The organism is Aquidulcibacter paucihalophilus (assembly GCA_030285985.1).
Taxonomy (GTDB): Bacteria; Pseudomonadota; Alphaproteobacteria; order Caulobacterales; family Caulobacteraceae; genus Brevundimonas.
The window spans coordinates 593,270-617,294 of sequence record CP127384.1; the positions used below are offsets into that span (position 1 = coordinate 593,270).

22 protein-coding genes are annotated in these 24,025 nt (G+C 68.4%); 9 read left to right on the forward strand and 13 right to left on the reverse strand.

Features of this window, described 5'->3' with window-relative positions; genetic code table 11:
• Positions 1-48: 48 nt before the first annotated feature.
• The 3 genes from KB221_02995 to KB221_03005 form a co-directional block, all read right to left on the reverse strand.
• Positions 49-984, reverse strand: a complete 936-nt coding sequence (locus tag KB221_02995; protein ID WIY69997.1) for a pirin family protein — start codon at positions 982-984, stop codon at positions 49-51.
• 12 nt (positions 985-996) lie between these two features.
• Positions 997-2,301, reverse strand: coding sequence for a hypothetical protein (locus KB221_03000; GenBank protein WIY69998.1), 1,305 nt, complete (start codon positions 2,299-2,301; stop codon positions 997-999).
• A gap of 75 nt (positions 2,302-2,376) precedes the next feature.
• Positions 2,377-2,865 carry an Lrp/AsnC family transcriptional regulator gene (locus KB221_03005; protein ID WIY69999.1) on the reverse strand — a complete coding sequence of 163 codons (489 nt, stop codon included), beginning with the start codon at positions 2,863-2,865 and terminating at the stop codon, positions 2,377-2,379.
• 145 nt (positions 2,866-3,010) lie between these two features.
• Between KB221_03005 and KB221_03010 the strand changes: the two genes are divergently transcribed.
• The 6 genes from KB221_03010 to KB221_03035 all read left to right on the forward strand — a co-directional run bounded on the left by KB221_03010 (position 3,011) and on the right by KB221_03035 (position 10,128).
• Positions 3,011-4,246: a thiamine pyrophosphate-dependent enzyme gene (locus KB221_03010; GenBank protein ID WIY70000.1), complete on the forward strand. Its 1,236-nt coding sequence runs from the start codon at positions 3,011-3,013 to the stop codon at positions 4,244-4,246.
• Between the two features lie 2 nt (positions 4,247-4,248).
• Positions 4,249-5,274, forward strand: coding sequence for an alpha-ketoacid dehydrogenase subunit beta (locus KB221_03015; GenBank protein ID WIY70001.1), 1,026 nt, complete (start codon positions 4,249-4,251; stop codon positions 5,272-5,274).
• Between the two features lies 1 nt (position 5,275).
• Complete coding sequence (locus KB221_03020) at positions 5,276-6,943, forward strand: 2-oxo acid dehydrogenase subunit E2 (protein ID WIY70002.1); 1,668 nt, start codon at positions 5,276-5,278, stop codon at positions 6,941-6,943.
• A gap of 5 nt (positions 6,944-6,948) precedes the next feature.
• Entirely contained in the window at positions 6,949-8,346 is a 1,398-nt protein-coding gene (gene lpdA, locus KB221_03025; protein WIY70003.1) for a dihydrolipoyl dehydrogenase, read from the forward strand.
• A gap of 134 nt (positions 8,347-8,480) precedes the next feature.
• On the forward strand, positions 8,481-8,993 hold the full coding sequence (locus KB221_03030; GenBank protein WIY70004.1) for a hypothetical protein: 513 nt from the start codon (positions 8,481-8,483) through the stop codon (positions 8,991-8,993).
• A 67-nt stretch (positions 8,994-9,060) separates the two neighbouring features.
• Complete coding sequence (locus KB221_03035) at positions 9,061-10,128, forward strand: substrate-binding domain-containing protein (GenBank protein ID WIY70005.1); 1,068 nt, start codon at positions 9,061-9,063, stop codon at positions 10,126-10,128.
• Between the two features lie 99 nt (positions 10,129-10,227).
• Here the strand turns inward: KB221_03035 and KB221_03040 are convergent, their stop codons facing one another.
• Positions 10,228-11,313, reverse strand: a complete 1,086-nt coding sequence (locus KB221_03040; protein ID WIY70006.1) for a glycosyltransferase family 1 protein — start codon at positions 11,311-11,313, stop codon at positions 10,228-10,230.
• Between the two features lie 113 nt (positions 11,314-11,426).
• Here KB221_03040 and putA point away from each other — a divergent pair, with 113 nt between their 5' ends.
• Positions 11,427-14,555, forward strand: a complete 3,129-nt coding sequence (gene putA / locus KB221_03045) for a bifunctional proline dehydrogenase/L-glutamate gamma-semialdehyde dehydrogenase PutA (protein ID WIY70007.1) — start codon at positions 11,427-11,429, stop codon at positions 14,553-14,555.
• Here putA and KB221_03050 read toward each other — a convergent pair.
• The 6 genes from KB221_03050 to KB221_03075 all read right to left on the reverse strand — a co-directional run bounded on the left by KB221_03050 (position 14,552) and on the right by KB221_03075 (position 20,750).
• Positions 14,552-15,100: a hypothetical protein gene (locus KB221_03050; GenBank protein WIY70008.1), complete on the reverse strand. Its 549-nt coding sequence runs from the start codon at positions 15,098-15,100 to the stop codon at positions 14,552-14,554. The genes putA and KB221_03050 overlap by 4 nt on opposite strands.
• Positions 15,101-15,237: 137 nt before the next feature.
• A complete protein-coding gene (locus KB221_03055; GenBank protein WIY70009.1) occupies positions 15,238-16,458 on the reverse strand; it encodes an RtcB family protein in 1,221 nt (406 codons plus the stop codon).
• A 130-nt stretch (positions 16,459-16,588) separates the two neighbouring features.
• Entirely contained in the window at positions 16,589-16,732 is a 144-nt protein-coding gene (locus KB221_03060; GenBank protein WIY70010.1) for a hypothetical protein, read from the reverse strand.
• 40 nt (positions 16,733-16,772) lie between these two features.
• On the reverse strand, positions 16,773-18,089 hold the full coding sequence (locus KB221_03065) for an acetyl-CoA hydrolase/transferase C-terminal domain-containing protein (GenBank protein WIY70011.1): 1,317 nt from the start codon (positions 18,087-18,089) through the stop codon (positions 16,773-16,775).
• 67 nt (positions 18,090-18,156) lie between these two features.
• Positions 18,157-19,080, reverse strand: a complete 924-nt coding sequence (locus KB221_03070; protein WIY70012.1) for a hydroxymethylglutaryl-CoA lyase — start codon at positions 19,078-19,080, stop codon at positions 18,157-18,159.
• Positions 19,077-20,750, reverse strand: a complete 1,674-nt coding sequence (locus tag KB221_03075; GenBank protein WIY70013.1) for a glycosyltransferase family 39 protein — start codon at positions 20,748-20,750, stop codon at positions 19,077-19,079. The genes KB221_03070 and KB221_03075 overlap by 4 nt, the downstream gene beginning before the upstream one ends.
• An 81-nt stretch (positions 20,751-20,831) precedes the next feature.
• On the opposite strand from KB221_03075, the gene KB221_03080 reads away from it, so the two are divergent.
• Both KB221_03080 and KB221_03085 read left to right on the forward strand, forming a co-directional pair.
• Positions 20,832-21,560: a glycosyltransferase family 2 protein gene (locus KB221_03080; protein ID WIY70014.1), complete on the forward strand. Its 729-nt coding sequence runs from the start codon at positions 20,832-20,834 to the stop codon at positions 21,558-21,560.
• 103 nt (positions 21,561-21,663) lie between these two features.
• The gene (locus tag KB221_03085; protein WIY70015.1) at positions 21,664-22,092 is read left to right on the forward strand and encodes a hypothetical protein; all 429 of its coding nucleotides are present in this window, start codon (positions 21,664-21,666) and stop codon (positions 22,090-22,092) included.
• Between the two features lie 133 nt (positions 22,093-22,225).
• On the opposite strand, the gene KB221_03090 is transcribed toward KB221_03085, so the two are convergent.
• The 3 genes from KB221_03090 to KB221_03100 are packed head-to-tail and all read right to left on the reverse strand — an operon-like array spanning position 22,226 to position 23,950.
• Complete coding sequence (locus KB221_03090) at positions 22,226-22,576, reverse strand: hypothetical protein (GenBank protein ID WIY70016.1); 351 nt, start codon at positions 22,574-22,576, stop codon at positions 22,226-22,228.
• Position 22,577: 1 nt separating this feature from the next.
• The gene (gene phaR / locus KB221_03095) at positions 22,578-23,177 is read right to left on the reverse strand and encodes a polyhydroxyalkanoate synthesis repressor PhaR (protein ID WIY70017.1); all 600 of its coding nucleotides are present in this window, start codon (positions 23,175-23,177) and stop codon (positions 22,578-22,580) included.
• A 59-nt stretch (positions 23,178-23,236) separates the two neighbouring features.
• Complete coding sequence (locus KB221_03100) at positions 23,237-23,950, reverse strand: hemolysin III family protein (GenBank protein WIY70018.1); 714 nt, start codon at positions 23,948-23,950, stop codon at positions 23,237-23,239.
• Positions 23,951-24,025: the final 75 nt, after the last annotated feature.

A 24,025-nucleotide genomic window follows, 5' to 3' on the forward strand; every position in this document is an offset into this window, starting at 1 on the left:
GTGTGACAATCGGTTCCGGCCTCGGGAGGCGCGCTGCCCGCCGCCCTGTCAGACCGGGTGCGTCGGTTCCGGCTTCACGGCCGGAGCCGGCTCGGGTGTGGAGGGCACGTCGGGCAGGGGGATGAATTCCACGTCGTCCTCGACTGGCAGGGCCATGCGTCCGGCCTTCCAGTCGGCCTTGGCCGCGTCGATCTTCGCCTGGGACGACGAGACGAAATTCCACCAGATCACCCGCGGTCCGATCGGCTCGCCGCCCAGCACCATGACGGTCGAGGGGCGGATCGCCTTGATGGTCGGCTCGGCCGTCGGCTCCAGAACGATCATCTGACCTTCGTGGAAGGTCCGGTCGCCGACCTCGATCTCGCCCTTGGCGACATAGAGCGCCCGCTCCGAATAGCCGCCCGCGCCCTTGCCGGGCGGCGGCGCCGTGCGCACGCCCTCGGCCAGCTCCCAGTGGACATAGAACAGCGGCGAGGCGGTCTTGACCCGGGCCGAGGCACCATAGGCCTCGCCCGCCACCAGCCGTGCGAACAGGCCGGCGTTCTCATAGGCCGGCAGGTCAGGCCCGGCGTAGTGATGGAAGCTCGGGTCGCAGTCCTCGCTCTCGCCGGGCAGGGCGATCCAGGCCTGCATCCCGTGCATCGGCCCGCCCTCGGCGCGCTTGGTCGGGGTGGTCCGCTCCGAATGCACAATGCCCTTGCCGGCCGTCATCCAGTTGACCTCGCCCGGCCGCACGGCCTGGACCGCGCCGGTGTTGTCCCGGTGCATGATCTCGCCCTCGAAAAGATAGGTCAGGGTCGACAGGCCGATGTGCGGATGAGGGCGGACGTTGATCGCCTCGGACCCCGGTGCGAACTCGGCCGGCCCCATCTGGTCGAGGAAGATGAAGGGGCCGACCATGCGGCGGGCGTGGAACGGCAGGATCCGTCCGACGTCGAAACCGCCCAGGTCCTTGCGGCGGGCGTCGATCACCATTTCGATCATGTCAGGCTCCGTTCAGTCCAGCGGCAGCCTTGCGATGACGGCCGGCGCGGGGGCGGCCGTCGTCTGCGCCCCATCACCGCCGAAATCGCTCCACTGCGAGCGGGAAACGAACACCAGTTCGCGATTCCGGACCAGCCCTGTCGTGGGCTCATCGATCATCGGCAGGTTGGCGGCCAGAATCTCGACGCCCAGGATCGACGCCCAGCCGGCGTCGGGCGTCAGCTTCAGCACCCGCTGCGGTGCCACGCCGTTCTGGAAACCGTAGAGGAACCGGCCGTCGGTGGTCAGGCCGTCGACGCCGATCAGGCTGTCGATCGCGGGCTGGGGCAGGCGCGTCGCCGCGCCGCTCGTCCGATCCACCCGCCACAGACCCGACGAGTAGTCCGCGACGATCAGGGCCGTCCCGTCGGGGGTGATCGCCATCCCCTGCGGCGAACCCAGCGTCCCGGCGGGCAGCAGTACCTCCAGCGCCGTTGCCCCCGGCCTCAGCACCAGCAGCTCGCCGGTCACCGAATCGGCGACGTGGATCGTCCCGTCCGGCGCGCGGACGACATCGCCCAGCCCGCGCTCCGGCGGTCCGGACGGCGCCGCGAAACGCGTCAGAACGGCCCCGGTCGCCAGATCTATCTTCAGCAGTCCCGGCACCGGGCGCGCGGCGTCCGCGGCCAGTCCGTGCACCGACGGCGCGAGCGGCGAGGTGGCGGCCCACAGCACCCCCGCCCCGGCGTCGATCGCCATGCCCAGCACGCCGCCCGTCTGCGGGTCCGCGCCCAGGAAGGGAGAGGCGGTCCCGTCGTCGGCCAGAGCCACGATCGTCCGCCCCCGCACCTGCGACACCAGCCAGCGCCCGCGCGCCTCGTCCCGGATCAGGCTTTCCACAAGGACAGGGCCGTCGATCCGGGCGACCTCGGACAGCCGGTCTGTGCCGACAGGGGCGCGGTTGGCGTCGATGACAGCGGCCAGGGCGTCGAAGTCCGGATGCCCGGTCAGGGCCGACAGCGCCCGATCCCCTGCCAGGTTCATCACCAGACCCGCCCCCGCGTAGCGGTTCAGCTGGGCCATGGCCGCTTCAGGCTGACCCGCGCCGACGGCCAGCCGCGCCCGCATCAGCATCAGGCCGGGGTGGTTGGGAATGCGTGTGTCGGCCTCGGCCAGCAGGCCTGTCGCGCGGGCAAGGTCGTCCGCATTGGCGGCGGCGACGCCCTCGGCGCGCAGACGACGGAAGGCAGCGACGTCTGATTCGACGGCCGTCTGGGCCCAGGCCGACGCGGCTGTAAGCAGAAGGCCGGACACGGCTATGGCTGACACGATACGCATGGCGATCCTCCCCAGGGTCGCCGCGACTATCCGTCGGCGGGCGAGGGCCGCCAACTCAAGGATTGGTAATGTAACTCAGCTGACGTGCGGCGTGACGATCCCAAGCGGCAGGGCCGTCACATTCTTCACCCCGCGGGTGACGATATGGCTTTCGCAGTCCGAGACGATGCCGAGGCTGAGCAGCTTGTGGCGCAGGAACTGGTCGAAGGCGTGCATGTCGGAGGTGATGATCCGCAGCACATAGTCCTCGCGTCCGGTGATGGTGGCGCACTGCACCACCTCGGGCCAGGCCGAGACGGCCGTCTCGAAGGCGTCGAGGTTCTCGGTCGAGGGCAGGCTCAGTTTGACGATGGCGTAGACCTCGAAATCCAGGCCCAGCTTGGTGGCGTCCAGCAGCGTCACCCGCTTGCGGATGAAGCCTGTATCCTCCAGTCTCTTGATGCGCCGCCAGCACGGCGAGGCCGACAGGCCGACCCGGTCCGCCACCTCGGCCACCGACAATCCGGCGTCCTGCTGCAGGATGTCCAGAATACGGGCGTCGACGGGATCCAGATCGTCAGCCAAGGCGTTTCTCCTGATCGAGTTATGACGCAATAAAATACCTCCGATCGGCACAGTGCAAGGTCAAATTCAGGCGAGCCTTGCCTGGGAGAGCGTGCTAAATCGCAGCCGAGGAAACGCGGTCGGACCAACCGAACGGCAGGACGGAATGAAAAAGCCCAATACCCAGGCCCTTTCGCTGCGTGTGCCCGAGCCTTCGGGCCGGCCCGGAGACCCGACGGACTTCAGTCATCTGAAGCTGGACCCCGCCGGCGTGGTGGAGCGTCCCGAGGTTTCCACGAAGCCCTTCGACATGCGCGACCATGCCTTCCGGCTGGTCCGCGTGCTGGACGATGACGGCAAGGCCGTCGGCCCGTGGAATCCGAAACTGGACCCCGAGACCCTGCGTCGGGGCCTCAAGGCCATGATCCTGACCCGCGCCTTCGACGACCGGATGCATCGCGCTCACCGTCAGGGCAAGACCAGCTTCTATATGAAATGCACGGGCGAGGAGGCCATCGCCGTCGCCCAGGGCATGATCCTGTCCCGCGAGGACATGGGCTTCCCCACCTATCGCCAGCAGGGCCTTCTGATCGCACGCGGCTATCCGCTCGCGACCATGATGAACCAGATCTATTCCAACGCCTCGGATCCGATCAAAGGCCGCCAGCTGCCGATCATGTATTCGGCCAAGGACTTCGGCTTCTTCACCATTTCGGGCAACCTCGGCACCCAGGTGCCGCAGGCTGTCGGCTGGGCCATGGCCAGCGCCTACAAGGGCGACGACAAGATCGCCATCACCTGGATCGGCGACGGTGCCACGGCCGAGGGCGACTTCCACAACGCCCTGACCTTCGCCTCGGTCTATCGCGCCCCGGTGATCCTCAACATCGTCAACAACCAGTGGGCCATCTCGTCCTTCCAGGGCATCGCCGGCGGGCTTGAGACCACCTTCGCCTCCAAGGCCATCGGCTACGGCCTGCCGGCCCTGCGCGTCGACGGCAACGACTTCCTGGCCGTCTGGGCCGCGACCCAGTGGGCCGAGGAGCGCGCCCGTTCCAACCAGGGCGCGACGGTCATTGAGCTCTTCACCTACCGCGGTGCCCCGCACTCCACTTCCGACGACCCGCTGCGCTACCGCCCGGCCGACGAGGCCGAGAAATGGCCGCTCGGCGACCCCGTCATGCGCCTGAAACAGCACCTGATCGCCCTGGGCGAATGGTCCGACGAACAGCAGACGGCCGCCGAGGCCGAGGCCGTCGAACAGGTCCGCGCCGCCGGCAAGGAGTCCGAGGCCATCGGCACCCTCGGCCAGTCGCGGCCCTCGGTGAAGACCATGTTCGAGGAAGTCTACGCCACCGAGGACTGGCGGATCACCGAACAGCGGCGCGAGGTGGGAGTCTGACCATGAGCACCGCACCGATGAACATGATCCAGGCGCTGAACTCGGCCCTCGACATCAAGATGGGCGAGGACCCCAACGTCCTCAGCTTCGGCGAGGACGCCGGCTATTTCGGCGGCGTCTTCCGCGTGACCGACCACCTGCAGAAGAAGCACGGCCTGACCCGCAGCTTCGACGCCCCGATCAGCGAATGCGGCATCGTCGCCGCCGCCATCGGCATGGGTGCCTACGGCCTGCGTCCCGTCGTCGAGATCCAGTTCGCCGACTACATCTATCCTGCCTACGACCAGATCGTCTCGGAAGCGGCCAAGCTGCGCTACCGCTCGGGCGGGCAGTTCACCAGCCCGATCACGGTGCGTTCGCCCTACGGCGGCGGCATCTTCGGCGGCCAGACGCACAGTCAGTCGCCCGAAAGCCTGTTCACCCATATCGCCGGCCTCAAGGTCGTCATTCCGTCCAACCCCTATGACGCCAAGGGGCTGCTGACCGCGGCCATCGAGGACGACGACCCGGTCATCTTCTTCGAGCCCAAACGCCTCTACAACGGCCCCTTCGACGGCTGGCACCAGAAGCCGGTGTCGCCCTGGAAGGCCCAGGAGCTCGCCCAGGTCCCGACCGGCAAATATGTCGAGCCGATCGGCAAGGCCCGCGTCATGCGCGAGGGCAATGACGTCACCATTCTCGCCTACGGAACCATGGTCTGGGTCAGCCTCGCGGGCGCCGACCATGCCGGCGTCGACGCCGAGGTCATCGACCTGCGCACCCTCGTGCCGCTGGACATCGAGACCATCGAGGCCAGCGTGAAGAAGACCGGCCGCTGCGTCATCGTCCACGAGGCCCCGAAAACCTCGGGCTTCGGCGGCGAACTGAGCGCCCTCGTGCAGGAGCGCTGCTTCTATCATCTGGAGGCGCCGATCGCGCGGGTGACCGGTTGGGACACCCCCTATCCGCACGCCTTCGAGTGGGAATATTTCCCGGGACCCGAACGGGTCGCCACGGCCCTGAAGGCCGTCATGACCGGAGGGCGCTGAGATGGGTCGTTACGTCTTCAAACTGCCCGACGTCGGTGAAGGCACCGCCGAGGCCGAACTGGTCGGCTGGCACGTTAAGGTCGGCGACATGGTCGCCGAGGACCAGATCATCGCCGACATCATGACCGACAAGGCCACGGTCGAACTGACCTCGCCCGTCGCCGGCAAGGTGCTCGCCGCCCACGGCGAACCGGGCCAGCAACTGGCCGTCGGCTCCCCGCTGGTGGAGTTCGAGGTCGAGGGCGCGGGCAATGCGTCCGCCGAGGCCGCTCCGGTGCCTGCGAAGGCCGAGCCGGCACCGACCCCGAAAGCCGAAACCCCGAAGGTCGAGGCCGCGCCCGCCGCCGCCCCTGCCGCATCGGGCGGCAATTTCGTCTTCAAACTCCCCGACGTCGGCGAAGGCACCGCCGAGGCCGAGCTTGTCGGCTGGCACGTCAAGGTGGGTGACACGGTCACCGAGGATCAGCTCCTCGCCGAGGTCATGACCGACAAGGCCACGGTCGAACTGACGTCTCCGGTCGCCGGCACCGTCGTCGCCCTGCACGGCGAAGCCGGCCATCAGCTGCCCGTCGGCGGCCCGCTGGTCAGCTTCAGCGTCGCGGGCAAGGGCAATCAGGGGGAGGCGCCGCCCCCCTCGAACCCTGCTCCGCAGGCTTCGGTCCCCCTGACAGGGGGACAGACGGCTCCTGTCTCCTCCCCGCTCCGCGGGGAGGGCGACCATCCGAAGCCGAAGGCGACGGATGCTGGAGGGGCGCCGGTCGCACGAACCCTCTCAACCCGCAACGAACGCCCGCTCGCCTCCCCCGCCGTGCGCAACCGCGCCCGTGACCTCGGGATCGAGCTCCAGTTCGTCCCCGGCTCCGGCCCCGCCGGCCGCATCGAGCACGGCGACCTCGACGCCTGGGTCGCCTCCGGCGGCCATGCACCGTCCGCACCCGGAGCATCAACCTCGTCCGCCTACGAGCGTCACGAAGGCACCACCGAAACCCGCATCATCGGTCTGCGCCGCAAGATCGCGGAGAAGATGGCCGAGAGCGTCCGCCGCATCCCCCACATCACCTATGTGGAAGAGATCGACGTCACCGCCCTCGAGGAACTCCGCGCCCACCTCAATGCGACGCGGAAGAAGGACCAGCCGAAACTCAACGTCCTGCCCTTCATCGCCCGTGCCATCGTCGTGGCCCTGCGCGACCAGCCGACCATCAACTCCCACTACGATGATGAGGCTGGCGTCCTGACCACCCACGCCGCCGTCCACCTGGGCATCGCCGCCCAGACGCCGAATGGCCTGATGGTCCCGGTGGTCCGCCACGCCGAATCCCTTGACCCATGGGATACGGCGCTGGAGATCGCCCGCGTCTCGGGCGCGGCCAAGGACGGCTCGGCCAAGCGCGACGAACTGTCGGGCTCGACCATCACCATCACCTCGCTGGGGACCCTGGGCGGCGTCGTCCACACCCCCATCATCAACCACCCCGAGGTCGCCATCGTCGGTCCCAACAAGATCGCCGAACGTGTGGTGGTCAAGGACGGCCAGATGGTCGTGCGCAAGATGATGAACCTGTCCTCCAGCTTCGATCACCGCATCGTCGACGGCCACGACGCAGCGGTCTTCGTGCAACGCATCAAGGGCCTGCTGGAGCATCCCGCGACCCTCTGGATGAGCTGAGAACCATGGCAGAAACCCTCAAAACCAAGGTCCTGATCATCGGCGCCGGCACCGGCGGCTATGTCGCCGGTATCCGCTGCGGCCAGCTGGGCCTCGACACCGTGCTGGTCGACGGCGGCGACGGCCTCGGCGGCACCTGCCTGAACGTCGGCTGCATTCCGTCCAAGGCCATCATCCACGCCGCCTCGAAATTCGAGACGGTGTCCAAGGCTGCCGCCGGCGGCACGCTGGGCATCACGGCGTCCAAACCCGCCATCGACCTGGCCCAGACCACGGCCTGGAAGGACGGCATCGTCCGCAAGCTGAACGCCGGCGTCGCCGCCCTGCTGAAGAAGTCCAAGGTCAAGGTCATCAAGGGCTGGGCGCACTTCACCGACGCCAAGACCTGCACGGTGAAAACCGCCGACGGCGACATCGTCATCAGCGCCGAACACGTCATCCTCGCCACCGGCTCCGAGCCGGTCGAACTCCCGTTCCTGAAGTTCGGCGGCGACGTCATCTCCTCGACCGAGGCCCTGTCGCTGGACAAGGTCCCCGGCAAGCTGGTCGTCGTCGGCGGCGGCTATATCGGGCTGGAGCTCGGCATTGCCTTCCGCAAGCTGGGGGCCGAGGTCGCCATCGTCGAAATGGCCGACCGCCTGTTGCCGCTCTACGACAAGGCCCTGACCGATCCGGTCGCCAAATGGCTGGAGAAGCATGGCGTCGAACTGCATCTCGGCGCGAAGGCCGGGTCGTTCGAGAAGGGCCAGCTGAACATCACGACCAGGGACGGCACCGATCTCAAGCTCAAGGCCGACAAGGTCCTCGTCACCGTCGGCCGCAAGCCGCGCACCCAGGGCTGGGGTCTGGAGAATATGGGCGTGGCCATGGCCGGGCCGTTTGTGAAGATCGACGATCGCTGCGCCACCTCGATGCGCAACGTCTGGGCCGTCGGCGACCTGACCGGCGAACCCATGCTGGCCCACAAGGGCTCCGCCCAGGGCGAGGTCGTCGCCGAGGTCATCGCCGGCCACAACAAGGTCTTCAACCCGGTCACCATCGCCGCCGCCTGCTTCACCGAGCCCGAGATCGTCTCCGCCGGCCTCGGCCCGCTGGATGTCGAGGGCCGCGACGACGTCATCACCGCTGTCTTCCCCCTGGCCGCCATCGGCCGCGCCCTGGCCATCGAGGCCGGCGAGGACGGCGGCTTCGTCCGCGTGCTGGCGTCGAAGTCCGACCACCGCCTGCTCGGCGTCCAGGCCGTCGGCCAGCACGTCGCGGAAATGTCGAACAGCTTCGCCCAGATGCTGGAGATGGGCGCGGTGCTGGAAGACGTCGCCGGCGTCATCCACGTTCATCCGACCCTCGGCGAGGCCTTCCATGAGGCGTCGCTCCGGGCCCTGGGACACGCCATCCACATCTAGGGGGTTGCGGCGAAGGCGGTATCTGCGTCCCTCAAGGGACGCGGAGATCGACCAACTGTCGCTGTGGCGCGCCGAACCGCAAATCCGCGCCGCACGAACGGTGTAGCTTGCTTCCTCCCCTGGAGGACCCAGCCATGACGTTCCGCAAAGCCGCCGCCGCCGCCGTCATCCTCGCGACCCTGACCGGATGCGCATCCCATCCGCGCGGCTTCTCGCCGGTCATGACCCATGCGCCTGCCGACCAGGCGGCGTTTGAGGTCGCGTTCCACGTCTGCTCCGCCGAGGTCGCGGCGGGACGGCGGGAGAGTTTCCGGTCCGGCCGGGGCGGCTCCGCGGCAGGCGGGCTGGCCGTCGGCGGGGTTGCGGCCGTCGCCACGGCCGGGACGGCCATGGCCGGCACCGGGCTCATGGCCAGCGCCGCCGCGGCGGCCGGCCTGACCATCGGAATGGCCGTGTTTGCGCCGCTGGCGATCTACGGTGTTTCCCGGGTCCAGCGCGCGAACAAGGAGCGCGAGATCCAGACCGCCATGAGCGCCTGCCTGGCCGAGGAAGGCTATGTCATTGATGACTGGCAGGTCGTGCAGGACGACACGGGCGGCCTCGCGTCCCCGACCCGTGCCGCGCCCGTCGTCGAACCGTCACACTAGCGTCTGGCCCTCCGTCACAAACCTGTGGTCCAAGCGGCGCAAACCGCTCTTGTTCCGGAGACTGACGATGAACCGCGCCCTGCTCGCCGCCGCCTCGGCGATCGCCCTGCTCGCCCTCGGGGCCTGCAACAATGACCAGTCCGCCGGCAACCAGACCGCCCGTGCGGGCATCTGGGCCGCAGGCTCCTCGACCGTCTTCCCCTTCGCCACCCGCGTGGCCGAGAATTTCGCCCGCGCCTCGGGCGGCGCGGCTCCGCGCGTCGAATCGCTGGGCACCGGCGGCGGCATCCAGGCCTTCTGCCAGGGCGTCGGCCCCAACACCCCCGACATCGCCAACGCCTCGCGGCCGATGAAGGCCTCGGAGTTCGAGCTGTGCCGCACCAACGGCGTCACCGACATCGTCGAGATCAAGATCGGCTATGACGGCATCGTCGTGGCCACCGCCCGCAACGGCGCGGCCTTCAACCTGCGTCTCCAGGACCTGTACCTGGCGCTCGCCAAGGAAACGCCCGGTGCCAACGGCGCCTTCGCCGCCAACCCGGCGACGATGTGGAACCAGATCAATCCCGGCCTGCCGGCCCAGCGTATCCAGGTCTATGGCCCGCCGCCCACCTCGGGCACGCGCGACGCCTTCCTTGAACTGGGCATGGCCCCCGGCGCCGCCCTGCTGCCCGCCCTCGCGGCGATCAAGGACGCGGACAAGGATCGCTTCGAAACGCTCGCCCACACCCTGCGCGAGGACAACGCCTGGATCGACTCGGGTGAGAACGACAACGCCATCGTCCAGACCCTGAACCGCACCCCGGGCTCGCTGGGCGTGTTCGGCTTCTCCTTCCTCGAGCAGAACCTCGACACGGTGAAGGCCGAGACCATCGACGGCGTCGCCCCCTCGGCCGCGACCATCGCTGACGGCACCTATCCGCTGGCCCGCAGCCTCTACATTTATGTGAAGAAGCAGCATGTCGGCGTGACGCCGGGGCTGGAAGCGTTCGTCATGGAATTCATGTCGGAAGCCTCGGCCGGTCGCGGCGGCTATCTGCAGGACCGCGGCCTGGTGCCGCTGCCCGCCGACCAGCTGGCCGCCCAACGCGCCATCGCCACGGCGATGACGGCGATGACGGCCCCGGCGAAGTAGGGCTTCCGCTTTCCGATACGAGAAAGGCCCCGGAGCGATCCGGGGCCTTTTTTCTTTCGTCATCCCGCCATTCGCCGGGACGACGAAAGCAATGCCTGGTTAAGCCGCCGTCTTCCGCCGCAGTCGCGCGACCCGGCGCAGCCTGCGCCAGAAGCGGCCGCGTTCGGGCTCGGGATAGGGCTGCAGGTTCTGAACGAACTCCTCGGCCGAAGCGCGCCAGCTGAATTTCTCGGCATAGGCCCGCACCGCCTTGCGGTCGCACTTCAGCGCTTCAAGGCAGGCCGTGCGCAGGTCTTCGTGGATCGCGCCGGCGTTCGAGCCCGGGATGATGTCGATCGGCCCATGGGCCGGATAGGCCGCGACCGGCGTCCCCGCCGCCATGGCCTCGAGAATCACCAGGCCGAAGGTGTCGGTCCAGCTGGGGAAGACGAATACGTCGGCGTCACGGAAACACCGCGCCAGTTCCTCGCCGAAACGGGCACCGAGGAATTTGGCCTCGGGGTATTTGAGTTCCAGTTCGGCGCGGGCCGGACCGTCGCCGACCACGATCTTGGTGCCCGGCAGGTCGGTTTCGAGGAAGGCCTCGATATTCTTCTCGACCGCCACCCGGCCGACATTGAGGAAGAAGGGCCGGGGCCAGTCCTTGCCACCCAGTTCGTCATAGATGCGCGGCAGGTCGGGGTTGAACTGTTCGGTGTCCACGCCCCGCGACCAGGGCGAGACGTTGCGGAACCCGCGCTCCAGCAGTTCGTCCCGCAGCGTCGGCGTGGCCACCATCAGGCGGCCCGACGGCTTGTGGAACCACTTCATATAGGCGTAGCCAACCTGTACCGGGACCGGGAACCGGGCCGAGATGTATTCCGGGAATTTGGTGTGATAGCTGGTCGTGAACGGCAGCTTCCATTCCACGCAGATGCGCCGCGTGGCGATGCCGATCGGTCCCTCGGTGGCGATGTGCACCGCCTCCGGCTCCAACGCCCTCAGACGTTCGCGAATCTCTTCCTCGGCCCCCAGTGCCAGCCGGATTTCCGGATAGGTCGGGGCGGCGATGGTCTTGAACTGACTGGGTTCGATGACCTCGACCTCATGGCCCATGGCGCGGCATTCCGCGATGGTCCGGGTCAGGGTGCGGACGACGCCGTTGACCTGGGGCTCCCAGGCGTCAGTGGCCAGAACGATGCGCATGTGGGCCGGATGGCTCCGCCGTTGATCAGTCGCAACCTCTAGCGCCTCGTGCGCCCGTTGGCGAGACGCCGCAGCCTCTCCCGTTCCGTTGCGGAATGGTCTAGGACGCCGCCATGAACGCACACGTCTCCCCGCCCGTCGCCCTGTCCCAGGATTGGGATGCGCTGGACCAGGGCAAGTTCGCGGATGAGACCGCCACGGTCCGGGGCCTGCTGGCCAACATGCCGCTGGACGGGGCCGAGCGCGCCGCCGTGCTTGGCGAGGCCATCGGCCTGGTCGAACGGGCCCGCGCCAGCGTAAAGAAACAGGGCGTGGTCGAGAGCTTCCTGCAGGAATTCTCGCTGGGCACCCGCGAGGGTCTGGCCCTGATGTGCCTCGCCGAAGCCCTGCTGCGCACCCCGGACGAGGAAACCCGCGATCGCCTGATCGCCGAAAAGATCGGCTCGGCCGACTGGTCGTCCCACCTCGGCCAGTCCGACAGCCTGTTCGTCAATGCCTCGACCTGGGGCCTGATGCTGACCGGCAAGCTGGTCGATGTGGACGAGGAAGCCCGCACCGACCTGCCCGGCTTCCTCAAGCGAATCGTCGGTCGGCTGGGCGAGCCGGTCATCCGCGAGGCCGTCGCCGCCGCCGTGCGCATCATGGGTGAGCAGTTCGTGGTCGGCCGGACCATTGAGGCGGCGCTGAAGCGGTCCAACCGCGAAGGCTGGCTGTGCAGTTTCGACATGCTGGGCGAGGGTGCCCGCACCGCCCATGACGCCGAGCGCTATGAGAAGATCTACGCCGACGCCATCACCGCCGTCGGCAAGACGGCGAAAGGGCAGGGGCCCGAGGCCGGCCACGGCGTCTCGGTCAAGCTGTCGGCCCTGTCGCCCCGCTATGAGGCCACGCATGAGGCCCGCGTCTGGGACGAGCTCTATCCCCGCATCCTGCGGCTGGCCCGAATCGCGGCTCAGTACGACATCAACTTCACCATGGACGCCGAAGAGGCCGACCGGCTGGCCCTGTCGCTGAAGCTGCTCGACCGGCTGGCGCGCGAGCCTGAGCTGGGCGGCTGGACCGGCCTCGGCCTCGCCGTCCAGGCCTATCAGAAGCGCTGCCCCGAGGTGATCCGTCGCGTCTCGGAACTGGCGAAGTCCTCGGGCCGCCGTCTGATGGTCCGTCTGGTCAAGGGCGCCTACTGGGACACGGAGATCAAGCGGGCGCAGGTCTTCGGCCGCACCGACTATCCGGTCTTCACCACCAAGGCCGCGACCGACCTGAACTACCTCGTCTGCGCGAAGGCGATGATCGAGGCCGCGCCGCACATCTACAGCCAGTTCGCGACCCACAACGCCCACTCCCTGGCCGCCGTCTACAAGATGGCGTCCGAGCGCGCGGTGAAGATCGAATTCCAGCGCCTGCACGGCATGGGCGAGGCGCTCTATGACGCCGCCCATGACGCCTTCGGGCCCGTGACGGTCCGCGCCTATGCGCCTGTCGGCGGGCATGAGGACCTGCTGCCCTATCTGGTGCGCCGCCTGCTTGAGAACGGGGCCAACTCCTCTTTCGTCCATGCCTTGCTGGACGAGCGGGTGCCCGCTTCCGCCGTCGCCGCCGACCCCATCTCCGCCGTCGAGGCCCACCCCGACCGCCACGCCAAGATCCCGACCCCGAAGGACATGTACATGGACCGCCAGAACTCGCTGGGCCGCGACTATTCGCAAGCCGCCGACCGTGAGCGCCACGCCGTCGCGCTGCAGAAGGTCGACAGCGAGACCCTGACCGCCGGCCCGATCATCGGCGGCAAGCTCAAGGCCGGGACCAATGCCCAGCCGGTCACCAATCCCTTCGATACGACCCGCGTCCTGGGCCATGTCTCGGAAGCGACCGAGGCCGACATCGACGCCGCCGTCGACGCCGCCGCCCGCGCCCAGATCGCCTGGGACCGCAAGGGCGGCGCGGGCCGGGGCGCTGTGCTGCGCGCCATGGCCGATGCGCTGGAAGCCGATATGGACCGGCTGGTCGCCCTGCTTTCGCGCGAGGCCGGCAAGACCCTGAACGACGGCGTGGCCGAAATCCGCGAGGCCGCCGACTTCTGCCGCTACTACGCCATGCTGGCCGAACGCGACTTCGGCGGCCCGACCGAGCTCAAGGGCCCCGTCGGCGAGATCAACCAGCTGGTCCTGCACGGTCGCGGCGTCTTCGCCTGCATCAGCCCGTGGAATTTCCCGCTGGCCATCTTCACCGGCCAGATCGCCGCCGCTCTCGCTGCCGGCAACGCCGTCCTGGCCAAGCCCGCCGAACAGACGCCCCTGATCGCCGCCGAGGCCGTGCGCCTCTATTACAAGGCCGGTCTGGACCCGAACCTGCTGGCCCTCGTCCCCGGACGCGGCGAGACGGTTGGCGCGAAACTGGTCAGCCACCCCGGCATCGACGGCGTCGCCTTCACCGGCGGCACGGACACCGCCAACCTGATCAACCGTTCGCTGGCCGCCCGCCCGGGTGCCATCATCCCCTTCATCGCCGAGACCGGCGGCCTCAACGGCATGTTCGTCGACACGACGGCGCTGAAGGAACAGATCATCGACGACGTCATCCTGTCGGCCTTCGGCTCGTCGGGTCAGCGCTGCTCGGCCCTGCGCCTGCTCTATGTCCCGCATGACGCTGCCGACGCCCTGATCGAGGGGCTGAAGGGCGCGCTCGCCGCCCAGGTCGTGGGCGATCCGACCGACCCCGCCACCGACATCGGCCCCGTCATCGACGCCGACGCCAGGGCCATGCTCGAGGCCCACCTGAAGCGGCTCGAAGGCGATGCGAAGATCATCGCCCGCGCCGAACTGCCCGCCGGCGCCGACAAGGGCCACCTGTTCGCCCCGACCATCGCCGAGATCCCGACCGCCGACTATCTGGAGCGCGAGGTCTTCGGCCCGATCCTGCACGTCTGCCGCTATGAGCCGTCGAAGCTGAAGGAGACGGCGTCGAAACTGGCCGCACGCGGCTATGGCCTGACGCTCGGCGTGCACAGCCGGATCGAGGCCTTCGCCGAGGAGGTCGCCCGCCTCGTCCCCGCCGGCAACGTCTACATCAACCGCTCGATCATCGGCGCGGTGGTCGGCGTCCAGCCCTTCGGCGGCGAGGGCCTCTCCGGCACCGGCCCCAAGGCCGGCGGCCCCTATAGCCTGATCCGCTTCGCGTCCGAAAAGGCCATCAGCAACAACATCTCCGCCCAGGGCGGCGACCCGGCGCTGCTGAACCTCTAGGCGGTCCGCGTCGGGCTGGCCGCTTCCCGGAACAGCCAGGCTGCGAGCAGCCAGCCGAGCGAGAACACGCCGACGATGCCGAAGACGATCTGCCCGTCGGCGAGCGCGACGAAGGCTGTCCCGAACTGCGCCGCCGCGGTCACGGCCATGGCGAGCGCCATGCCGCTCGGCCGGAAGCGGGCCAGGAACGATCCGATGATCCCGATGGCGATGACGCCGAAGAAGATCTGGTTCAGCGGGTTGTCTTCATTGCCGATGATGCCGACGGCGAGGTTCGACCAGACGATCAGGAAACTGGTCCCCACCGCCACCACCATCCCGGCCCGATAGGCCAGCTCGCCCGACAGCCTCAGCCCGATCTCGCAGACTCCGGCGGCGACGAGCAGCATCACGCCCCAGGCGACGAAGTCGAACGTGGTCCACGGGATATTGATCATCAGCTTCGCGGCCACAGGGATCAACCAGGCGAAGACCGCCCCGCCCCAGATCGCGATGCGCAGCCATCGACTGAGCCGTTCCCTGTTGTTCGCCGTCGCCATGGTCATCGCCCTGTCCCGCTTCCTGAATGAAGCCCCATCCTGACGGCACGGCCGGTGAGCCGCATGAGCAAGTTGTGACGGCCTGCTGAAAAGCGCCGCCCGAACGACGAAAGCCGGCTCCACTCGCGTGAAACCGGCTCCCGTCATCCCTTGACGCACACCACCTGACGCAGGGTGTGCACGACCTCGATCAGGTCGGTCTGGGCCGCGATGACCGCGTCGATGTCCTTGTAGGCCATCGGCGTTTCGTCGATCACCTCGGCGTCCTTGCGGCATTCGACGCCTTCGGTGGCGCGGATGTGATCCTCCACCGTGAAGCGCCGCTTGGCCTCGGTCCGGCTCATCGCCCGACCGGCGCCGTGCGAGCAGGTGCAGAACGAGTCCGCATTGCCCTTGCCGCGCACGATGAAGGATTTCGCCCCCATCGAGCCGGGGATGATGCCCAGTTCATCCAGCTTGGCCGACACCGCGCCCTTCCGGGTCAGGAACACGTCCTTGCCGAAATGGCGCTCCTTCGAGACGTAGTTGTGGTGGCAGTTCACCGCTTCCTGCGTCGTCTCCAGATCCGGCCAGAACGCGCGCAGCACGGTCAGGACGCTGTCCATCATCACCTCGCGGTTGGCGCGCGCGTATTTCTGCGCCCACGACACCGCCCGGACATAGTGGATGAAGCCGTCCGTCCCTTCCGGGAAATAGGCCAGGTCCTGGTCCGGCAGGTTGATGTGCCAGCGCCGCATCTCGTGCTTGGCCCGTTCGATGAAATAGGTCCCGAACCGGTTGCCCACGCCCCGCGAGCCGGAGTGCAGCATCACCCACACGTCCCCCGCCTCATCGAGGCAAAGCTCGATGAAGTGGTTGCCCGTGCCCAGCGTCCCCAGATGGCCGAAGCCACGCGGGTGCGCCGCCTTGGGATGAGCCTCGACCACGGCGTCGTAGCCGGCCTTGAGCTCGCCCCAGCGGGTCACGGCCGAGGCCGGCGGCTCGCCGGCCCAGGCGCCCTTGTCGTTGCGCCCGCCGTTGTCGGTCCGGCCGTGCGGAACGGCCGCCTCGATGGCGGAGCGGATGCCCGACAGGTCGTCCGGCAGGTGTTCGGCGCGGATCGAGGTCCGCACCGCCATCATGCCGCAGCCGATGTCCACGCCCACGGCGGCCGGGATGATGGCCCCCACGGTCGGGATCACCGACCCCACGGTCGCGCCCATGCCCCAGTGCACGTCGGGCATGACCGCGACGTGTTTGTGGATGAACGGCAGCGAGGCCACGTTCTTCAGCTGCTTCAGCGCCGCATCCTCGATGGGCACTCCCCGGGTCCACGCCTTGATCGGCACATGGTCCGGGTTTTCGATCACGTCATAGCCACGCATGGCCGACGTCTCCTTCTCTGTCTGATCCTCCCGGACCGACCGTCAGGCGTCTTGCGGATACAAGAAACCCCTCCGGCCGGTGGCGGGAGGGGTTGCTGGAAAACCGAAGTCAGAATGACCGGCTGTTCTCCTATACACCCTCCGCACGCGCGTCCTTGCCCTCGACCGGCTGGCGGTCGAGCGACATGGGCAGGCTTGCGTTGAGGCGATAGGCGAACATGGTCATCTCGTTTTCGGGAGGGCGCTGATAGGCGAAGGCTGTCGGAAAGACCACCCCCAATTCACTCGGCAAGCTCCGGCGTGGCGCCGGTGCGTCAGTCCAGCAAACCCGTCTCCCGCGCCGAACGCTCCAGGCCATCGCGGAATTTCGGATCCGCGATGGTGATCAGGGCGCGGGTGCGTTCGGCGTCGCTCTTGCCTTTGAGTTCGGCCCGGCCATGCTCGGTAACGATGATATGGACGTCGTTGCGCGGGACCGTCACCGGTCCGTCGAGCCGGGCCACGATGCGCGAGACCGTCCCCTTCGCCGCCGTCGAATGGCAGGCGATGATCGACCGCCCCCCGGCCGAGGCATAGGCCCCGCGCACGAAGTCCAGCTGGCCACCCGAGGCCGTGAACTGGCGCCCGTTCAGATGCTCCGAACAGCAGGCCCCGGTCAGGTCGACCTGCAGGGTGGCATTGACCGAGATCATCCGGTCATTGCGGGCGATGACCGCCGGATCGTTCACATGGTCGACGGGGTACGCCTCCATGTCGCGATTGCCGTCGAGGAAGTCGTAGGTGGCCCGCGTCCCCATGCAGAAGGAGAATACCCCCTTGCCCGGATGCAGGGTCTTGCGGGCGTTGGTGATCACGCCCTGCTGCATCAGCTCGACCAGCCCCGGCGTCAGCATCTCGGTGTGCAGGCCGAGGTCGCGGCGCCCGTGCAGGGCCGCGCAGACGGCGTTCGGCAGGGCCCCGATGCCCATCTGCAGCGTCGAGCCGTCCTCGATCAGGTCCGCGATCAGGCCGCCGATGGCGAGGTCACTGGGCGCGGGCGCGGCCACCGGCAGTTCGAGCAGGGGCACGGCGTTCTGGACCACCGCCGTCACCCGCGAAACATGGATGGTGCAGTCGCCGAACACCCGCGGCATCGCCGGATTGACCTCGAGGATGATCCGCCCGGCGTGCGCGCTGACCGGCTGGTTGTAGTCAGTGTTGATCCCGAAGCTGAAGAAGCCGTCCTCGTCCATCGGCGAGACGGTGCAGATCAGGGTATTGACCCCGGCCTCCCGCATCAGGCGCGGGACCTGCTGGAAGCCGGTGGGAATGAAGGTCACCGGATTGGGCCGCCCCGCCGCCCGCGCCCGCGCCTCCAGCCCGCGCTCGATGGCGCTGTGGAACAGGCTCATCGGCCGGATCCGGCCCATCAGCGCGTCCTGGAACACCGTCCCGCCGGCGATGCCGGTGGAGAGCAGATAGTAGAGGCGGACATCATCGACCTGCCCGGCCCGCGCCCGGTCCGCCAGGGCGGCGAGGATGGCGGGCGGCTGCGAGAAACCGAGGCCCATCGCCACCCGGGCGCCCGAGGGGATCAGGGCGGCGGCCTCGGCCGCGGACATCAGGCGCTGGGCAAACAGGGTGTGCGGCATGACGGTTTCCATCGGCGAACCCGGACCCTGCCACATCGCGAGGCCCGCCGACCTGCCTTTGCGCAAATCAGTTGCGGCGCGGTGGCCACCCGCCCGCCCGGCTCAGCGCGCTCGGGGCCGGGCGGCCGATCTTCTCCCCGATCCAGCGGGCCGTATTGATCAGGGCGTCGAGGTCATAGCCGGTCGAATAGCCGGCGCGTTCCAGCATATAGACCAGGTCCTCGGTGGCGATGTTCCCCGTGGCACCCGGGGCGAAGGGACAGCCGCCGATCCCCCCGACCGAGGCATCCAGAACGCTCACCCCCGCCTCGATCCCCGCATAGGCATTGGCCAGGCCGGTGTTGCGGGTGTCGTGGAAATGCAGCCGCAGGACGGCGTCGGGCGCTGCTTTGCGGGCCGCCTCCACCTTGCGCGTCACGGCCCAGGGATCGCCCGCGCCGATGGTGTCGGCCAGGGCGATTTCCGAGACGCCCAGTTCGGCGATCCGCCCGACCAGATCGGCGACCTGTTCGGCCGAGACCTCGCCGTCGAACGGACAGCCCCAGACGCAGGACAGGGTGGCGGACAGGGATGGCGTCGCGCCCGGTTGACCCGCGGCATTGGCGCGGCCCGCGATGATGTCAGCCAGCATCTGCACCTGCTGGTCGACCGACAGGCCCTGGTTCTTCAGCCCGAAGCCGTCCGTGGCGGACATGGCCACATTGACCTCGTCCACCGCCGTCCCGAGCGCGCGATCATAGCCCTTGCCGTTCAGAACCAGACCGATGCGGCTGCGACCCGCCGTGTGGGGCAGGGCGGCCATGACCTCTTCGGCGCCCGCCATCTGCGGCACATATATCGGATGGACGAAGCTGACGGCCTCGATCCGGCGCGCCCCCGCGGCCTCCAGCCGTTGCACCAGTTCGGCGCGGACCGCTGGTTCAAGGACAGTCTTCTCGTTCTGCAGCCCATCGCGGGGGCCAACCTCGACGATGGTGACGGGTCGGCTCACCGCGACGGCTCCGCCGCCGGTCCGCCGGGCGGGGCATAGACGGTCAGGCTGACGTCATCGCCTTTGGAATAGTTGTGGCCGTCGACCTCGCCCACGACCCGGCCGGTGACGCCCAGTTCCGCGGCGGCGGCCCGGAAGGCGTCGGCGTCGCGTGCCTCGACGATGACGGGCCGACCTTCCGCCAGGGCGCGGGCGGTGCCGGCGGCGTCGGTCAGCTCGGTGTCGCGCCCGGTCAGGAAGACGAGGCTGGGCTCATGGAAGCCGGTCACGGCGATCGGCCCGGCCCGGCCCTGACGCGGGTGCAGGTTGGCCGCCAGCAGGACCTTCTCCAGCTGGGGCGCGACGGACAGGGGCCGCAACTGCCGAAGCGTACCCGCAAGCGCACCGTGGGCGACGACGCCCAGGGCGATCGAGGCGATCACGGCGGTCATGGCCGCCCGGTGGAGCATCAGGAAGGCTCCGATCAGGCTGGCGAGAATGGCGAAGACGATTGTGATCGTGGCCCATGTCTGGGCTGTGGAGCGGCCGTACTCGGTCAGCAGCCAGACGGAGGCGACGGCCAGCAGGGCGCCGACCACGATCGTCAGACCGGCCCCGGCGTAGCGGGATATCTTCCCGACCGGACGGGTCAGGGCGGCGGCGGCCAGCAGGGCGAGGGCGCCGAAGGTCGGCAGGGTGTAGTGGGGCAGTTTGGTCGGCGTCAGCTCGAAGATCAGCCAGGCCGGGACCAGCCAGCAGACCAGGAACCGGATCGCCGGCTCGGTGCGGCGGCTCCACCCCGTGGAAAGGGCGGCCGGCAGCAGCAGGGTGGCGGGGAAGAACAGCAGCGGTGCAAGCAGCAGATACAGGCCCGGCGGCACGCCGTGGCCCTCGTCGCCGCCCGCGAGCTTGGGCGCCAGATCGCCGCCGATGGCCTCGGTCCAGAAGCCGCCGTCCGTGGCGATGGTGATGGCGATGGCCCAGGGCCCGACGATCAGGGCCACCAGCGGCAGGCCCCAGCCCCAGCCCAGCCGCTTGAGCCAGCTGACGTCCCGATCCCAGACCGACAGGGCGATCATGGCGGGCCCTACAACGATCAGACCGATGGGCCCCTTGATCAGGATCGACAGCCCCAGCCCCAGCCAGAACATCAGCTTGTGCGGCCGGATGGGGACCTCGCCGGCCCGTGTCGCCAGATAGATTCGCGCCAGCCCGGCCATGGCCAGGGTCACAGACCCGCACAACATCGCGTCGGTCTTGGCGATCCCCGCCTCGGTCGACAGCAGGAAGCTGGCCCCCAGTATGGCACCCGCCAGGAAGCCCGCCCTCTGGCCGAACATGGCAGCCCCGGCCCATGCGCAGGCGGCGGCGGCCAGCATGGCCCCGAGGATGGACGGGATGCGGTAGGGGGCGATGTCCCGGTTCTCGACGCTCGAGGTCACCGCGACCGCGGCCGCCTGCATCCAGTAGATGCCGACCGGCTTCTTCCAGCGGGGATCGTCCTGGAACCGGATGTCGACGAAGTCGCCCGTCTCCAGCATTTGCGAGGTCGCCTGGGCGTACCGGCTCTCGTCCCGATCCAGCGGCGGCAGCAGCATCAGGGCTGGCAGACCCGCCAGCAGCGCCACAAGGGCGGCGAGCACGGGTCCGCGCCAGCCCGCGATGAATCGGTCGAGATCGGAAAGCGTCATGTTCATCTTCCTAACACGCCCTTTCGCGACGCGGCAGCTGCCCATCTCCCGCCCGGCGCGGAAACCGGCTAGACACCCGGGATGAACGAAACGAACCCCGATATTTCCGTCGTCGTCCCGGTCCACAACGAACAGGGCGCGGCCGGCCCCCTGGCCCGTGAGATCGCCGCGGCGTTCGAGGGCCGCTCCTATGAGATGGTGTTCGTCGACGACGCGTCGCGCGATGACACCCTGGCTGAACTTCGGGGCCTGATGACCGAACTGCCGGCGCTTCGCGTGCTCAGCCATGGCTCGAACGCCGGTCAGAGCCGGGCGGTCCGCACCGGCGTGCTGGCGGCGCGCGGGGCGATCGTGGTCACCCTCGACGGGGACGGCCAGAACCCCCCGGCCGACGCGCCGAAACTGGCTGATCTGCTGGCGTCCTCGCCGTCCTCCGTGGCCCTGGTCGGCGGCGTGCGGGCCAAACGTCAGGATTCCGGGGCCAAGCGGCAGGCCTCGCTGTGGGCCAACCGTATCCGCCGCAAACTGCTGGGCGACGACGCGGACGACACGGGCTGCGGCCTGAAGGCGTTCCGGCGGGAGATCTTCCTGCGCCTCCCCTATTTCGATCACATCCACCGCTATCTGCCGGCCCTGATGATCCGCGAGGGCTACCAGAACCTCTATCTCGATGTGGACCACCGTCACCGCGAGACCGGCCAGTCGAAATACACCAACTGGGGACGGCTGATGGCTTCGCTGTCGGACCTGCTCGGCGTGATGTGGCTGAAAACGCGGTCCCGCAGGCCCGGCGCGATCAGCGAATTCTGACTTTCCCCTGACGCGCGAGCGGGCGTAGCCGTTTGGATCGAACCGGGGTAAGCATCGTTAACAAGCGCGGCTGTTTCGCGGCCGTACGTCGATGGAGCCCGCCATGCTGATCGCCATCCCGCTGCTGTTCATCCCCGTGGTGATCTACGCCATCGTGATCGGGTTCGGGGTCCTCGGGTCCGGCGGACTCTCGGCGGCCCAGCAGGCGTTGAGTGACCCCCTGTTCTCGATCCCGATGGTGTCCGGCAGTGCCTGGAACGTCGGCACGGGCGACCTGATCCTGTTTCTGTCGCTGATCCTGCTGTTCTTCGAACTGCTCAAGTCCACCTCCAGCCAGAAGGTGGCGATCATCAATCACGCCCTGTCGATGATCCTGTTCGTCTTCTGCCTGGTCGCCTTCCTCCTGTTCAAGGGGTTCGCGACCTCGACCTTCTTCCTGATCCTGACGATGGTCATGCTGGACGTTCTGGCCGGCTTCATCGTCACCATCATCTCGGCCCGCAAGGACCTGGACTTCGCCAGCGGCGCCTGATCGGCTTAAGAAAAGGCCACGAAAATCAGGGCCACGACGGTGACGTCGATGGTGCGGGCGAGGATGGTCAGCATTGCGGCGGTCCCGAACGAGGCTTGATAACCTCTCGTTCAGCAAGGACCGTGCCGCGCTCTCAGATGTCGGTGTCTTTCGCCTTGCCCGGCAGGGGGCGGCGCTCGGCGGCCCCTGAATGTTCCGCGCCGAGATAGGCCGAGCGGGCGGCGTCCAGCACGGGCGGGCCACCCTTCAGACCGCGGCGCTGGCCGGTCTGTCCGATCATCTGGGCGGCAAAGACGGCCGCGCCACCGTCCGCAGACGGGGTCGGGGCAGGTCTTGCCGGGGGCTCGGCAGCCTCGACCGGGAAGTCCACGGGCACGAGGGCGCGCGAGGCGGAGGCGGCCCGGCGCTCGGCGGCGCGCCGTTCATCCGAGCGGCGGTCCGCGCGGCGTTGGACGGGACCGACGGGGCGAACCTCGTCGGCCATGTCAGCCGCCCTTCGACAGCTTGTCGAGCTGGCTGCGCATCTCGTCCATCTGACGGCGCATCTCGGCCAGGGGATCGGCGGCGGGCGCGGGTCGTGCTTCGGGTGCCGTACCCGGGGCCTGACCGCCGGGCGTAAGGGCGTTGAAGCCGGGCCACATCTTCATGGCGTCGGTGAACAGGGCCATGTTGCGCTTGACGGCCTCGTCGAGGATGCCGGCGCCGGGCGCGGCACCGAAGGCCTTGGAGAACTGGCCGCGCATCTGCTCCTGCTGCCGGCTGAAGCTGTCGAGCGACATCTCCAGATAGCTGGGCAGGACCCCCTGCATCTGGCCGCCGTAGAAACCGATCAGCTGGCGCAGGAACTGGACCGGAAGCAGGGCCTCGCCGCGGCTCTCTTCCTCGAAGATGATCTGGGTCAGGATCTGGCGGGTCAGGTCGTCATTGGTCTTGGCGTCGAAGACAACGAATTCGGTGCCCTCGCGGACCATCCTGGCCAGGTCCTCGAGCGTCACATAGGCGCTGGTGGCCGTGTTGTAGAGCCGCCGGTTGGCGTATTTCTTGATGACGACAGTGTCGCCCGCTCCGGCCTTCTTGTCCGCCACGCCAAACCCCTGAACGGTTGCAACGCCGCACTATCCCGCAGTGCGAAGCCGCATGCAAATCAGCTCATGGCGGCGGGGGCGAGAACCACGCCCACAAGCACCGCAGCCCAGTGGACGGTGGCGCCGGTGACCACGAAGCCGTGCCAGATGGCGCGGCGGAACTTCACCGTCGGGCTGATGAAGACGAAGACGCCGGCGGTATAGATCAGTCCGCCCAGCACCAGCAGGCCGAGGGCGATCGGGTGAACCGTGTCCATCAGGGGCTTGGCGGCGACGAGGGCCAGCCAGCTGAAACCGAGATAGACGAGGCTCCAGAAGGTGTCCGAGATGCGCGGCGCGACCAGCTTGACCACCACGCCGCCCAGCGCGACCGCCCAGACCAGGACGGTGAAGCCGATCGACCAGGCCCCTTCGAACCTCTGGGTGGTGAAGGGGGTATAGCTGCCGGCGATCATCAGGAAGATGGCCGCCTCGTCCATCCGCCGCAGCAGCGGCCGCGCCGCACCCGGATGGGCCTGGTTGTAGATGGCCGAGACCGTCAGCATGATGATCAGGCACAGGGCGTAGGCGGCCGTGGCCACCACGGCTCCGATCCCGGAATAGATCGCGGCCAGCACGGCCAGGACGATCCCGCCGACGGCGGCGAGGGTCAGGCCGACCACATGTACGATCAGGTCGGCGGTCTTTTCCGCCGGCGTCCGGTAATGCTCGGCCATGTCCAGCTCATCGGGGACACAGACCTGCACGAAGACGTTCTTCAATCTCTTGAGCATGGCCCCATCAAGCCTTTCTCGCTCTTGTTTGTTCCCGGCATCATGCGGGCGGCAGGTGACCATTCACTGAACGGC